At 47.6% G+C, this 13,372-nt stretch carries 12 protein-coding genes; 9 read left to right on the forward strand and 3 right to left on the reverse strand.

The genetic code is table 11. The features are described 5' to 3' along the window. Positions 1 to 73: 73 nt before the first annotated feature. Positions 74 to 508: a hypothetical protein gene (locus MKX59_RS24430; RefSeq protein ID WP_254349252.1), complete on the reverse strand. Its 435-nt coding sequence runs from the start codon at positions 506 to 508 to the stop codon at positions 74 to 76. Between the two features lie 173 nt (positions 509 to 681). Between MKX59_RS24430 and MKX59_RS24435 the strand changes: the two genes are divergently transcribed. Beyond that, positions 682 to 1,728 carry a hypothetical protein gene (locus MKX59_RS24435; protein WP_028541041.1) on the forward strand — a complete coding sequence of 349 codons (1,047 nt, stop codon included), beginning with the start codon at positions 682 to 684 and terminating at the stop codon, positions 1,726 to 1,728. 277 nt (positions 1,729 to 2,005) lie between these two features. Here MKX59_RS24435 and MKX59_RS24440 read toward each other — a convergent pair whose 3' ends face one another. Then, positions 2,006 to 5,305, reverse strand: coding sequence for a DUF5695 domain-containing protein (locus tag MKX59_RS24440; RefSeq protein ID WP_340859158.1), 3,300 nt, complete (start codon positions 5,303 to 5,305; stop codon positions 2,006 to 2,008). Positions 5,306 to 5,456: 151 nt separating this feature from the next. Here MKX59_RS24440 and MKX59_RS24445 point away from each other — a divergent pair, with 151 nt between their 5' ends. Beyond that, positions 5,457 to 6,095 carry a pentapeptide repeat-containing protein gene (locus MKX59_RS24445; RefSeq protein ID WP_053324610.1) on the forward strand — a complete coding sequence of 213 codons (639 nt, stop codon included), beginning with the start codon at positions 5,457 to 5,459 and terminating at the stop codon, positions 6,093 to 6,095. A gap of 9 nt (positions 6,096 to 6,104) precedes the next feature. On the opposite strand, the gene pdxR is transcribed toward MKX59_RS24445, so the two are convergent. Beyond that, the gene (gene pdxR, locus MKX59_RS24450; RefSeq protein WP_340859160.1) at positions 6,105 to 7,619 is read right to left on the reverse strand and encodes a MocR-like pyridoxine biosynthesis transcription factor PdxR; all 1,515 of its coding nucleotides are present in this window, start codon (positions 7,617 to 7,619) and stop codon (positions 6,105 to 6,107) included. A gap of 115 nt (positions 7,620 to 7,734) precedes the next feature. Here pdxR and MKX59_RS24455 point away from each other — a divergent pair, with 115 nt between their 5' ends. From MKX59_RS24455 to MKX59_RS24485, 7 genes are all read left to right on the forward strand, one after another. Continuing rightward, positions 7,735 to 8,346 (forward strand): pyridoxamine 5'-phosphate oxidase family protein, encoded by a 612-nt coding sequence (locus tag MKX59_RS24455; RefSeq protein ID WP_023986938.1) that lies wholly within the window; start codon positions 7,735 to 7,737, stop codon positions 8,344 to 8,346. 254 nt (positions 8,347 to 8,600) lie between these two features. After that, positions 8,601 to 9,185, forward strand: a complete 585-nt coding sequence (locus tag MKX59_RS24460) for a TetR/AcrR family transcriptional regulator (RefSeq protein ID WP_023986940.1) — start codon at positions 8,601 to 8,603, stop codon at positions 9,183 to 9,185. 113 nt (positions 9,186 to 9,298) lie between these two features. Beyond that, positions 9,299 to 9,400: a hypothetical protein gene (locus MKX59_RS24465; RefSeq protein ID WP_023986941.1), complete on the forward strand. Its 102-nt coding sequence runs from the start codon at positions 9,299 to 9,301 to the stop codon at positions 9,398 to 9,400. A 342-nt stretch (positions 9,401 to 9,742) separates the two neighbouring features. Beyond that, on the forward strand, positions 9,743 to 10,198 hold the full coding sequence (locus MKX59_RS24470; RefSeq protein ID WP_023986943.1) for a MerR family transcriptional regulator: 456 nt from the start codon (positions 9,743 to 9,745) through the stop codon (positions 10,196 to 10,198). Positions 10,199 to 10,238: 40 nt separating this feature from the next. After that, positions 10,239 to 11,450, forward strand: a complete 1,212-nt coding sequence (locus tag MKX59_RS24475; RefSeq protein ID WP_023986944.1) for an MFS transporter — start codon at positions 10,239 to 10,241, stop codon at positions 11,448 to 11,450. A gap of 27 nt (positions 11,451 to 11,477) precedes the next feature. After that, the gene (locus tag MKX59_RS24480; protein WP_023986945.1) at positions 11,478 to 11,906 is read left to right on the forward strand and encodes a universal stress protein; all 429 of its coding nucleotides are present in this window, start codon (positions 11,478 to 11,480) and stop codon (positions 11,904 to 11,906) included. Positions 11,907 to 11,948: 42 nt separating this feature from the next. Then, positions 11,949 to 13,367: an aldehyde dehydrogenase family protein gene (locus MKX59_RS24485; protein WP_340859165.1), complete on the forward strand. Its 1,419-nt coding sequence runs from the start codon at positions 11,949 to 11,951 to the stop codon at positions 13,365 to 13,367. Positions 13,368 to 13,372: the final 5 nt, after the last annotated feature.

Below are 13,372 nucleotides of genomic sequence, written 5' to 3' on the forward strand. Positions count from 1 at the left end.
AGAATATGGAGGTAAATGAATTATAGATAATACCAACTCCTTGATCTAATTACTCACCCCGGATTGTTCGGATTTAATGTATAAAACAACAACCTCCGCTAAGACAACTTTCACTTCGAGAAAATGCTGATAATAAAAATAAAAGTGAAATGATGATCAAAAATAGATATATACTGGAAATCCGTTTTCCGATTGTAGCTCCAAACTCCTTAGGATTTTTATATCCAATGATTAAACTGGGAATAAAAAAAATACTGGATAGAAAAATGGTGTAGTGAAACCTAGTATTATCAACACTGTTAGACCAGGCGGGCAATCCTAAAAAGGAAAGCAACTGGTCTCCCAATATGTAATTGCCAAATTCGAAAGAAACAGCCATACCAAGAAGAGATAAAAGCAGTGAAAGTGATCCCCAGCCTATTTTTTTTCTGTTATTTCTCAACAATTCAAAGATAATCAGTAAAATTACAATTGCTTGTATGCTATATGTCAACATGATTGAAAACATAAAGTACCTCCTTGAACACCAGAATCAAATGATAAGATGTCAATTTCGGAAATGAGTATACCATTTTTTGGAATGTTTTCATATGCCTTTCAATACAGCGATCGTATGATCAAATGGAACGCGAAGCGGCCTTAGCCATACAATATTTCATCTGAATGTAAAAGGAGATGATTATGTTGGCTACCTTCTCGGCCGCGCTTCAGGTGAAAAAGCGGATGGCCAAGCGAGTTTTAAAAATGTCCGGTGTCCACGGCATTGGCGTAGGGTACAGGGACCCTGCTCATCCCAAAAGAGGAGCCGCTGTCATTGTGTACACGGACCGTTTAGCGTCGGCCTCTACTGGACTCCTGTCGGCCACCGCATTAGGAAAGAAAACGAACGTTCCAGTCCGAATTGTAAAGACTGGAAAGATCAGAGCCAATGCCACGGACTACAAAGTGCGCATACGCCCGGTCATCGCCGGCTACAGTGTCGGGACGATTGAAGGCTCCGGTTCAACCGGACTCATCGTTGCCCCAACTGGAGCGCCGGCGACACGTTATCTTTTTAGCAATAACCATGTCCTCAATCCCTCCAATACAGACAATCGAGAGGCTACAATTCAGCCAGGCGGAGCCGATGGGGGGACGGTTGCCCAGGATCGTATAGGACGGCTTTATCGTTACGTACGCTTGAATCCCACCGGAACGAACCTGATTGATGCGGCGCTTTCGCTTCCGACCCGTAACAACTTGCTCAATCCGCGTTATGCTACAGTAGGAGCGATTCCGGGTCATGTGACCGCTTATCGCATAGGGGAAAGATTGAAGAAGGTAGGGCGTACGACCGGGCGGGTCAATGGCACGGTAGAGTCCGTCTATACGGACTTGCAAATCAATTATGGTGGAGAGTTGGGCTTACTGACCTTCGAAGATCAGACGGTTATTAGAGGTACGACTCCCGTATCACTACCTGGGGATTCCGGCTCTGTATGGCTCAGACAGTCAGATAATTATGCAGCTGCGGTCAACTATGCAGGCACGGCAGATGGTCGCTTATCCATAGCCTTTCCGGTGCAGTGGGCCATGCAGGTATTCAACACACGGGTAGCCCGCCCCAACGGGGCAGGCAGGGTGCTCAGGGTAGATACAGGATCTTCCCCTCGCTCTTATACTAGGCAGCTCACCAGTGAGGAACTGGTTCGCCTAAGACCAAGGACGACACGCATTAGACGGAGCTAAACGCCCTCCAGATGGAAAAGTTGCCGCTGATCGTCCCGGTAAGGCGGTCGCTTTAAATGCTTTCCATAGGGTGGCTCGCTCCGAAGCATCATCTCCCCGGATTTCTTCCCTGATTACAGACTTAACTTAAGAAATCCGGGGGTAGAGCTAATATAAGCAAGAATCATTCACGATACCAATCATTTACGACGCAAATGATTCACGACACAAATGATTCACAGTACAAATCATTCACAATCTAAAACGTTAACGGCATGAATGAATGCGTAAATGTATTCTAATCTGCTCCTTCGGCATATGAACGGGCTCCCTCATCATGGGCTGTAATGGTGCTGCTTGCCGAGGCCAAGCCCCGGATTTCCTGAGCGGTCAGGGCTCTGTTGTAAATGATCAGTTCATCCACTGCACCGTTCAGATAGGGATCATCAAACTGGGATTTCCCAATATAGTTCCGGTCTGTCAGTCCAAGGCTAGAAGGCTTCAGCGTCATGTTGGTGTTACGCGTCGCCTCTACACCGTCCACATACATCATTCCAGTATTGCCTGACAAAGTCACGGCGACATGCTTCCAAACCCCAGTTGCCAGCTCTGGCGCATTCAACTGTTGTTCCTCTCCGTTCCCCGAGACGGTGATAGCAAAGCGCATGCCAGTTCCCTCGGCCTTGGGTGTCAAAAACATATACCGATCCGTGCCTGCTCCAAAATCAAACAGGCGTGCCCAGCCGTTATGCGTGTTCACCCGTACCCACGCGGCAATCGTAAAGTCATTTATGCTGCTAACGATACCACCGGGCAGGCTAGCATAGGCGTCTGTACCGTTAAAGTGCAGGGCATTACCTTTTCGTCCGGCGCCCCACGCGCCTCCACTTACACTGGCCTGCTGTCCATAACCTGACGAATCGGCTGCGGTAGATCCGGCCGTTTCGTCAAATTCATAACGGGCTACAATGTCTCCGGCGGGAGACGGGTTGTCTGTACTCGACTGGATACGGATATCATAGTTGGCTGCCGTACCAATATTCAGTCTGACCGTGGTCGCAGAGCTGTTAGTAGCCGTGACTGACCCGGTTTTTGTGCCATCTACAAGCACGTCATACGTACCTGCCGCGAGTCCGGTCAAGCTCATAACGGTGGTATGAGTCGTGCCTGGAGTCATATTTTTCAGTGTCAGACGGATGTTGTTCTTGGACTTGGACACGATGGCCAAGCTATATTGATCCCGATTCAGCTCCAAACTCAGCTTTTGGGTGATCAGATGCAGTCGTTGGAATACACCGTCCTTTGGAGTAATCGCGTAGCTGTTACTGCTTTCTGTAACGTCACAGCCATAGCCGAACAAGCCGAATATTGGATCTACAGCAACATCCGAGCTTAGGATTTTGATGGCTCCAAACAGTCCCAGATCGGCTTCCCCGGACATGCCGCGCCATCCGTTAAAGAGAGGGCCACCGTCCAGACCGAGTGCGCCGTAATTGCCCTTGCCCGCCTGATATGTCCACGATACCGCCCCGATGTTGGCAGGATCAGAGCTGATCTGTCCCGAGTTAATCGCTCCGATGTTCGCCAGCTTGGCGGCATAGGATAGACGCTGATCCACTTCGGGCTTGGACGAATGCCGACGTGTCCAGTCATCCATCGCATAGCCGGCAAGTGAGGTGGTGTACTGGAAGTTCCACCAATTCTCTCCGGTGATGGTGACCGGATCGGCGTAATAGTACCAGACAGGCATATGACCGCGTGCAGCACGCGTTTTGGCGTTGATTTTGCTCATCATCGTCGTGTTGTTGTTCATTTTGGCGAGTGTATATACGGCTTCTTCGCCTGTATTGTCATAGTTATACTCAGAGCCATAAGGATAGGTGGTGTTTTTGAAATTGTTGTACTTGGTAGCCATTTTGCCAATCAGGTCGTTAGCCTCGGTGGTCAAGCCTTCTTCCTGAAGCGCTTTAATCATATCAGGTGCAGTTAGCTCACCCATGAGTCCCGTGTTCCAGTTATAAGCAACAGGGCCTTCATACAACGCTTTAAAAATACGATAAGCACGTAGCAAATATGTGTTTTTGCTATTGCGATAGCTGATCAGGTTGGGATACAGCTTGGCAATTTTATACATGCTAAAAAACGTATTATAAATGTGCGGATAGGCATAGCCACGGTACGTTGGTGTCGTGTTAGGCTGCGGCATCAGGAAATCAGGGACCAGATAATCGGTATGATGGCCTTCCATCAAATTCGTCCAGATGGCTACTTCCAAATAATCATCGACTGCCTTGATCTCAGATGCCACGGGCTTCTGAACGTTTTTCTCCGCCAGAAACTGGCCGTGAGTTAGTCCCCAATCATCACCCCAGCCCCAGTAACCAGCAAAGCTGTTGCGTCTAGCCTTGTACTGCATCATCCAGTCATCAAAGACCTTGTCCCTCAGGTCGCCCGGCACGTTCCATTGGGTGCTGTTGACCATGAAGGTAGAGTGACGCTGAAGTGCAGCTTCGACTGGCTCGATGGCATAGAACTGGAGAACGGTTTTTTCGCCGTTACCATAGTTTACAGTAATATTGTTATGTCCCAGTCGTCCCAGTGTGAGTTCATATATTTTATGGTTTGTAGGGGCTGTTTCCAGATAGCTGATGGTCGTTTCAGACGGATATTGCGCTGTGACAGAGGTAATGGATTTGCTGGTATGCAGATCGAATTTGGCCTTGAGATTCGTCGGGAAAATCATACCCGGAACCACGGTCACATCCACATGTCCCTCACTGTACAGCCTGTCCTTTACAGCCTGCTCGTCCGCTACCTTGTAAAATTTAAAGGCATACGTTTTGCTTTCACCAGGAGCCAGCGACAGACTGGTGCTTCCAAGATAGCCACGGTTGGTGCTCTTGATGACATTGGAATGGATATAGAACACATTCAGTCCTTCGGACCAGCCACCTTGCTCCATAGCCCATGTGCTGCCGGGATGCTCCTCAGTTCTCCAATGGTCCTGATATTCGAGACCAGCACCCGTTGAGGCATCAGGGATCAGCAGTACATACGGTCCGATGCCGCTAGGTCGTCCAGCGGTAATAAAGGAGCTGTTATGGCCTACAAAGGAGTGTGAGAGTACTCTGGTTTCATAAATTTGTTCATTATTGCCGCCGGACCAGTACTCGTTAAACGGAAGCGGCAGTCCCCAATCTCCGATCTCCAGTGTTTGATTAGAGGTGTTCGTTACTTTCATTTGCCAATGCAAATAATCGTTAACCAACGAATAAGTTTCATGTAAAATGAAATTACGTATTCCCTGATTGTTTGATGAATTCTGATAGGCTACCTGGACACTGTTTCCAGAAGAGGTGATCTGGCGCGCATCAGCAGAATTACTTGTCCATGCCCGAGTCCACGCTCCGTTGCCGAGACGATAGGTGAACATCAGTTCACCCAGCCACTGATGATCCGACGTATTCTGTTTAGGTGCGTTGGAGCTGTTCATGACATAGTTGGTATTAAAAGTGTCCCCTACCAGCCGTAAGGAAGAGAGATCGCCGTAATCTCCGACAGAGATGGAGAACACTTGATTAGATAGTTGTACTGCCATGCTATCAACCTCCTAACAAAGGTTCGTGAGCGTGCTCACTACGTTAATATATGTGTGAGAAATACTTTTGCTACCCTATGTATGAGAATTGATAGAAAATAGATTCATATAGATGTCCTAGAGGGCTCTCAATCGTGGAGGTAGAGTTATTATGAAAATTAAAATGGAGTTGCCGAAAATTCCTGCGGACTTGCCCGTACTAAACGAAGAAATGTATTCCTTACGGTCCAAAGGCGAATATAGTATGGGGTCTGTAGAAGATATGATTTTGGATAATGTGGAAGCGGTTAAGGTTTCATTAGAGAAGATGACTTTTAAAAATGTAACGATCATGGAATCGTCATTACCGGAAAGTGAATGGACAGACGTCATTTTTGATAAATGCGATCTGTCTAATGTTCATTTTTCCGGTTCCTTTATCCATCGGGTAGAGTTCAAAAACTGCAAATTGCTTGGAACAGACTTTTCCAGAAGCAGGCTCCAAAACGTTCGTTTTTCGGATTGCTTAGCGGATTATTCGATGTTCCGTTTTGCTAATTTTAAGCAAGTTGGTTTTGAGGATTGTTCTTTAATAAGTGCCGATCTGTATCATTTAACACTACAAAAAACCTTTTTTAACCGTTGCAATCTGGATCAAGCGATGCTATCGGGGTCCAAGCTCAACGGGATTGATCTGAGCGATTGTGAATTTGATGGGTTACAGGTGGATATAGAAGATTTGAATGGCTGCATCATCTCACCGCATCAAGCTTCATCATTTGTAGGGCTGTTGGGGCTAGTGATTAAATAAGGGAACTCCTCATTGATTTTTAATATGGTCCCAAGTCTGGCGCAGACGGTTAAACCCTTCAACAATTTGTTGCTCCGTTAAATGGGCAAAGATAAAGCAGGCTGATGGAGGTCCCGGTGTCAGTTGGTAATCGGCGGCATCACGCCATGTGACTCCGTAAAATTGTGCTGTCTGCATCAAATGATGGTACTGGGCAGACTCCTGCTTCCAGATGGCATAGGCATGTAGTCCACAATCGTTCTGATGCCAGTGAAATAGTTCACTTAACTGCTGTATTCCACGCTGGAACACGTCGTAGCGTGATCTGTATATTCGAGTCATCCGACGCACATGGCGAACGTAGTCGCCGCGCATCATAAAACGTGCCAGTGCGCGCTGTTCCAAGCGGGCAGGCGGCAGGGGATCGTATAGTCGTTTGGCAGCTGTCAGCGCTTGGGCTAATTCAACGGGCAAGATTGCAAACCCGAGTCGAAGGCTGCTGAACATGCTTTTGGAAAAGGAGCCGACATAGATGACACATTCTGTGCGATCCAGTGCTTTTAATGGTTCAATGGGTCGTCCTGCCCAACGGAATTCACTGTCATAATCGTCCTCAATGATCCACGCTCCCTTGGATGCTGCCCATTGCAAAATATGTTGACGGCGTGTTAATGGCAACACTGCACCGGTTGGAAACTGTCGTCCAGGTGTAACAAATAGGAGTTTGGAATCCCAATCCTGTGGGACAATTCCATGTTGATCCATCTCAGCAGCATGTATCTGTCCGCCTGAGGCAGTAACTGCACGGTAGATGCCGGAATAACAGGGGTTTTCTAATACAATTCGATCTTGTTCATGAATAAGCAACTGACTTAATAACGTGATCACTTCCATGGAACCACTGCATAATACGACTTGATCCGGAGTGGCTGTAATTCCGCGTGTTCTGCCAACATGATGGCAAATCGCTTCACGCAGCCATTCATCACCGCTCACTGGTGCAGTCGTCGCGTCAGCCGAGGGCTTTTGCAGATCTTTTCCAGCGGCAGTCATTGCGCTTTTCCATGCGATCTGTGAACTGCCCTCCAATACAACTTCTCCTGCCTGAAAAGAAATCAAAGGCTGTTGCGCACTGTCTCTATTTGTAGCAGAAGCAGGAGACGGCTGTAAGTTTCGTTCCCTTTCGATCTGCATGATTCGTTGTCCCCAAGCTGATAGAGCAGGGGCTTTTTGTTTTACAACAGGTGAATTTTGGTTCTGCTGGTTGATTAAAGATTTGTCGGGCAGCACCGCTGTCTGTTCCATAACAAAGGTTCCTCTGCCTACTGCCGAATCTATATATCCTTCTGCCAACAGCATATCATATGCCTCTTTAACGCTCCCTCGTGAAATTCCATACATCACAGCCAGATCACGAGTGGAAGGCAGACGCGTACCACTGGCAAGGGAACCATTGAGGATTCCCTCACGAAGAGCATGATACAATGCCAAATATTTTAAATGATATTTTTGAAGCGCACGCTGATAAGCAATCGTAATATCCATACTCTTCTCCTTCGATTGGGCCACTCATTTTCGTTCATATTGGATCTTTTTATGAATCCATTTTCAACATAATCTGAAATGTATCATTGGTCAATAGATGGAAGGAGAATTCCCTATGAGAAGAAAAGAATTTACGGTGGCAGAACTAGAGGAAATAGAGCAGTTTCTAAGCGAGGTCAGTTTCGGATTTTTAGGCATGAACAGCGAGGATGGTTTTCCGCGTGTGGTTCCCTTGAATTTCGCTTATGGAAATGGCGTTTTTTATATTCATGGCAGCCGTGCTGGAGAAAAGATGGAACGGATGAAAGAAGATAATCGAGTTACTTTTTCAGCCGCCAAAGAATATGCGCTCATTCCGTCTTATTTTACGGATGAACATATGGCATGTCCGGCGACTTCATTTTTTAAAAGTATTACCGTGCGTGGTCATGCGGAGCATGTAGTGGATTTGGAAGAAAAAGCATCGGCCTTTTCCATTTTTATGAGTAAGCTGCAACCGGAAGGCGGGTATGACACGATTGATGCCAGCGATTCTCGGTATGCTTCACGTTTAAAAGGGGTCGCTCTGATCAAAATTGTACCGGAGGAATGGACTGCCAAGTTTAAATTCGGTCAAAATGTTAAAGATCAGGAACGTCAGCAAATTATCGACGGCTTGCAACAACGGGGGTTGGATGATGATCTGACAACGATTGAGATGATGCGCAAATATTGTCCTCATCACTGATATATATCGAAAGTCAGGGTTGTGCAAAATCCTCAAGTATAAATATTTGAATTCGGCTTAATAATTCCTGCTCGCTCACCGTCAGATTGGTTAATTATACCTTGTAGGGAGATGCCCTTGATTTTCCAAAACGTTCAGTCCTTCTGTATTAGGACTTTTGAAGGACAGGTATATATCATCCTCAAGCCCGTTGTTCTTACTGCAAAGGAACTTTATAATACGATAGATTTGTGGCGTAAGGGGGCAAGACCGTGATGAGAGCAGGAGTCAGAAGTCGGGAGAGTCGACGGTTGTTACTGGAAGCGGGGGCTGAAGAGTTTGCTCAGACGGGGTTTTATCAGACAAAGGTAAGTTCGATCGCGGCACGTGCAGGATTGACGCAGCCGGATTTTTATATTCATTTTGAAAGCAAGGAACAGTTATACGAGGAGCTTGTGGAGAGCTTCGGTACTTTGGTGAATGATACGGTACAAAGCATGAAGATAGGCCCAGACCTAAGCGAGGCTGAAATTTTGAGACGGGGACAGGTGTTTCTAGAAGCTATTTTTCGTGTGTTGTCTAATAATCCGGCGATCACTCGTGTCGGTTTTTACCAGGCGACAGACTCGGTGCGTATTAAGGCGGAAATGGCTGAGCATATCAAAAAACATCTGCTGGCGGCGCAACGATGGGGCTCCTGCCGTGAGGAACTGGACCCTGAACTGACAGCAGAATGCGTGATCGGCTTGATTGAACGACTGACGTTAACTAAATTGCTGCCTGGACGTGAAAGTCCGTCTGTGCTTGCCAAGCAGGCACGAAACCTCCTGTATCACGGCATGCTCGGGTCCGAAGAATAACAGGACAGTACAACCCCAACCTAGATTTGGGCGGCAGGCGCGGCATTTGTCCCTATCATGGATGATGGCATAAGCATAAGATGCTCTTGTAAACCATGAAGGGAGGAATCACCATGTCTGGAGTAGGCGCTGGTTATGGAGCTTTTACATCTACAGGAGCGATTCTGGTACTTTTCATTCTGCTCGTTATTATTTCCAAAGCATTTATCATCTAATTCGTAGCTCAAGGATTTAAAATTCGGGAGATTTGCTGGAATCAGTAGGGAGGAGGAATACGAAATGGGTGAAGTAGATAGAGGTTGTGGCGGTTGTAACATGTTCACCTCCACTGGTGTTATTCTGGTTCTCTTCATTTTACTGGTTATCATCACTCGTACTTGTTTCATCTAAAGCTATATTCATGGGCTTGAGCACCGATGCTCGGGTCTATGACCGTACTAGTCAAAATAGGAACCGTCTCCAATTAGAGGCGGTTTTTTTTATATTGAAGTTTACGTTGACGTTAACGTTATAGAGGCGTAGTATTTATATATAATCTTTTTCATAAGGTGGGTGTCATGGTTACGTATAAAATTGATGAGGTCGCCAAACAAAGCGGATTAACCAAGCGAACCATTCGTTATTATGAGGAAATCGGCTTATTGCCCTCTCCGCAGCGCAGTGAAGGAAATATGCGCCTGTATACGCAGGAGGATGTGGACTTACTAAAAAAAATAGTGAGTGCCAAGGAAGTACTTGGATTCTCCTTGCAAGAGCTTCAGCGTTACATGTCCGCAGCGGAAATGCTTAAGGGTCAGCGGGAGGAATATCGCGAGCGAACGGAGCATTTGCAACCGAACGAGCGACGGGCCATGTTGGAGGATATGGAAAGTACATTGAACGAGCAGTTGGAATTAATGGAGGGAAAAATCAACAGCATCCGTATGCTCCAGACTGAGTTGGAGGAGTTACGGGTTAGGGTGCGTGAACGCAAGGTTCTTCTGGATGATGAACTTGATCACGACCCGTCATAACAAGAACATTTACATTCAGATGTGGAGGTAACATCATAATATGAGTTCACAACATGCATTACCTGAAGAGTTAAAAGAACGCTCAGGCTTGCTGTCTCAACCTAAAGCGGTCTGGGCAGTCGCCTTTGCTTGTGTTATTTCATTTATGGGTCTGGGATTGGTCGATCCGATTCTTCCGGCCATTGCTGATCAGCTTCATGCTACGAAAAGCCAAGTGTCATTGCTGTTCACCAGCTATAATCTGGTAACAGGCGTTGCGATGCTGATTACAGGCGTTGTATCTAGTCGATTGGGTGTCAAATGGACACTACTAACCGGGATTTTATTTATTATTGTGTTTGCTGGACTGGGCGGCACAGCCAGTACAGTTGGCGGAATTGTGGGCTACCGGGCAGGCTGGGGTTTGGGGAACGCTTTGTTTATCGCAACAGCGTTGTCTGCGATTGTAGGTCTGTCCACTTCTGGAACAGCTAAAGCAATTATTTTGTATGAAGCGGCATTGGGCCTCGGGATTTCAGTGGGTCCGTTGCTGGGCGGTGAGTTAGGTTCCATTTCCTGGCGCGGTCCGTTTTTCGGTGTAGCCGGACTGATGGTAGTGGGATTTTTGTTCATTACGTTTATGCTGCCTTCCATTCCAAAGCCCAAAAAACGCGGTTCCATTGCCGATCCGTTCAAAGCGCTCAGTTATCCGGCTTTGCTCACGCTCGGTATTGTAGCGTTGTTATATAACTTTGGATTTTTTACGTTGATGGCGTATTCTCCATATGTAATGAATCTGGACGAGCATGGTTTGGGTTATGTGTTTTTTGGCTGGGGAATTATGCTGGCCTTTACCTCGGTGTTTGTAGCACCGAAGATTCAAGCACGCTTGAGCGTGGTATCTTCCATTAGTATCATGCTGACGCTGTTTGCCATTGATTTAGGTGTTATGGCGATCGGGACGGTAGCTGGTTCACCAACGACTGTCATTGTCGCCGTCATTGTGGCTGGTATTTTTCTGGGGATTAACAATACATTGATTACAACTGCTGTTATGCAGGCTGCTCCAGTGGAGCGCTCGACAGCATCTGCGGCCTACAGCTTCATGCGGTTTTTGGGCGGGGCAATTTCGCCGTGGCTTGCAGGGAAGCTGTCAGAGTGGTACTCAGCAGAAACCCCATTTTATTTTGGAGCATTGATGGTACTGATTGGCGTAGCTGTGCTGATCGTACGTCGTCGACATATGCAGGATATTCAGGTGGATGCACACTAAGATCGAACTTCTGAGGAGGAAAAGAGTATGAGCGAATACAAACATATTCTGGTCGCGATTGATGGTTCGGAACATGCTATGAATGCGTTGCAGACAGCCAAAACGTTGTCTAAGCAGCTTCAGGGGAATCCACATCTGACTGTATTACATGTAAACCCAGCTTTATCCATGAATGAGCCCCCGGTTGGGGTTGATGTGGATGAGCGAATCGAAGAGGAAGGTCGTCATATCTTGGAACCAGCATCCGACTATTTGAAGGACGAGGGTATTTCTTACCGTATGCTGGCGGGTCACGGTGATCCGGCGAGTGTCATTTGCGAAAGTGCAAAGCAGGAAAAGACGGATTTGATCATTATGGGAACGCGGGGCAAAGGACTTGTTTCTGAAATGATACTGGGTAGCGTGAGCCATCAGGTGATTCAGCATGCACCTTGTCCGGTGTTGACGGTAAAATAGATGGTAAAAGGAACGTTGATATCAAGAGAAGGAGGAAAAAGCATGCAGCAGCATTTATTTATCGGTGGAGAATGGAAAGCAGCTTCATCGTACACGACGTTGAAATCACCGTATTCCGGGGAAATCATTGCTGAGGTGGCAGAGGCCACAGCAAAGGATGCCAAGGCTGCTATTCAGGCGGCCTCTGATGCACGCTCGGAGATGCGGACCATGCCAGCGCACCAGCGGTCAGCCATTTTGGAGAAGCTGGCTGACCTGCTGGAAGAGCGGCGTGAGGATGCAGCGCGCATCATTGCACGTGAAGCATCCAAACCATGGAAGGCTGCGCTGGCGGAGGTTGACCGGACGGTGCAAACCTACAAGTTCGCAGCTGAAGAAGCCAAACGGATTCACGGGGAAACCATTCCGCTGGATGCCGCACCGGGCGGCGAGGGCCGTATGGCCTACACGCTCAAAGAACCTGTAGGGGTAGTAGGAGCTATCACACCATTTAACTTCCCGATGAATCTGGTTGCTCATAAAGTGGGTCCCGCGCTGGCAGCAGGCAATACGGTCGTATTGAAGCCTGCGGAGCAGACGCCGTTGTCGGCTTACTTGATTGCGGAGCTGCTGGAGCAGGCTGGATTGCCTGCGGGCGCTCTTAACGTGATCAGCGGCGATGGTAAAACCATTGGCGACATACTTGTCACTGATCCACGCGTCAGCTATATCACTTTTACCGGTAGCCCGGCGGTCGGTACAGAAATTCGCTCCAAGGCTGGCTTGAAGCGGGTCACGCTGGAGCTGGGTTCCAACGCAGCCGTTATTATCGACCGTGATACGGATGTAGACGCGGTCATCGACCGTTGTGTGAGTGGAGCCTTTGCCAATCAGGGGCAGGTATGTATCTCAGTTCAACGTATTTACGTTGTCGATGAACTGTATGATACCTTTGTATCCCGATTTATAGAAGCAACTCAACGTTTAAAAATTGGAGATCCGCTAGAGGCGGACACGGATGTATCCGCGCTTATTTCAGCCAAGGATGTCGAACGTGTCCGTGAATGGCTGGAAGAAGCGGTTCAAGCAGGCGCAAGGATCGCTCTGGGTGGCCAAGCCAAGGGAGGTATTCTGGAGCCGACGGTTTTGCTTAATGTGGACCCGACCTCCAAGGTGTCCTGTCGTGAAGTGTTTGCCCCGCTTGTGCTGATTCATTCTGTTAGCTCTATAGATGAAGCCGTAAACCATGTAAATGATTCGATCTATGGCCTGCAGGCGGGAATTTACACTCGTAATATCACGACCGCGCTGGATGCAGCGGACAAGCTTGAGGTGGGCGGCGTGATGATCAATGACATTCCAAGCTTCCGTGTTGATCATATGCCGTATGGTGGTGTGAAGCAAAGTGGCACGGGACGCGAAGGTGTAAAGTATGCCATGGAAGAAATGCTGGAAACAAAGCTTATCGTTATTAAACGGTAGTAGTT

Source organism: Paenibacillus sp. FSL R7-0340 (assembly GCF_038002205.1).
Classification (GTDB): domain Bacteria; phylum Bacillota; class Bacilli; order Paenibacillales; family Paenibacillaceae; genus Paenibacillus; species Paenibacillus polymyxa_B.

What these genes read in the sequence shown, in the direction of transcription:
- MKX59_RS24430 (WP_254349252.1), bottom strand. Translation starts at nt 508, where the DNA reads ATGTTTTCAATCATGTTGACATATAGCATACAAGCAATTGTAATTTTA.
- MKX59_RS24435 (WP_028541041.1), top strand. Translation starts at nt 682, where the DNA reads ATGTTGGCTACCTTCTCGGCCGCGCTTCAGGTGAAAAAGCGGATGGCC.
- MKX59_RS24440 (WP_340859158.1), bottom strand. Translation starts at nt 5,305, where the DNA reads ATGGCAGTACAACTATCTAATCAAGTGTTCTCCATCTCTGTCGGAGAT.
- MKX59_RS24445 (WP_053324610.1), top strand. Translation starts at nt 5,457, where the DNA reads ATGAAAATTAAAATGGAGTTGCCGAAAATTCCTGCGGACTTGCCCGTA.
- pdxR (WP_340859160.1), bottom strand. Translation starts at nt 7,619, where the DNA reads ATGGATATTACGATTGCTTATCAGCGTGCGCTTCAAAAATATCATTTA.
- MKX59_RS24455 (WP_023986938.1), top strand. Translation starts at nt 7,735, where the DNA reads ATGAGAAGAAAAGAATTTACGGTGGCAGAACTAGAGGAAATAGAGCAG.
- MKX59_RS24460 (WP_023986940.1), top strand. Translation starts at nt 8,601, where the DNA reads ATGAGAGCAGGAGTCAGAAGTCGGGAGAGTCGACGGTTGTTACTGGAA.
- MKX59_RS24465 (WP_023986941.1), top strand. Translation starts at nt 9,299, where the DNA reads ATGTCTGGAGTAGGCGCTGGTTATGGAGCTTTTACATCTACAGGAGCG.
- MKX59_RS24470 (WP_023986943.1), top strand. Translation starts at nt 9,743, where the DNA reads ATGGTTACGTATAAAATTGATGAGGTCGCCAAACAAAGCGGATTAACC.
- MKX59_RS24475 (WP_023986944.1), top strand. Translation starts at nt 10,239, where the DNA reads ATGAGTTCACAACATGCATTACCTGAAGAGTTAAAAGAACGCTCAGGC.
- MKX59_RS24480 (WP_023986945.1), top strand. Translation starts at nt 11,478, where the DNA reads ATGAGCGAATACAAACATATTCTGGTCGCGATTGATGGTTCGGAACAT.
- MKX59_RS24485 (WP_340859165.1), top strand. Translation starts at nt 11,949, where the DNA reads ATGCAGCAGCATTTATTTATCGGTGGAGAATGGAAAGCAGCTTCATCG.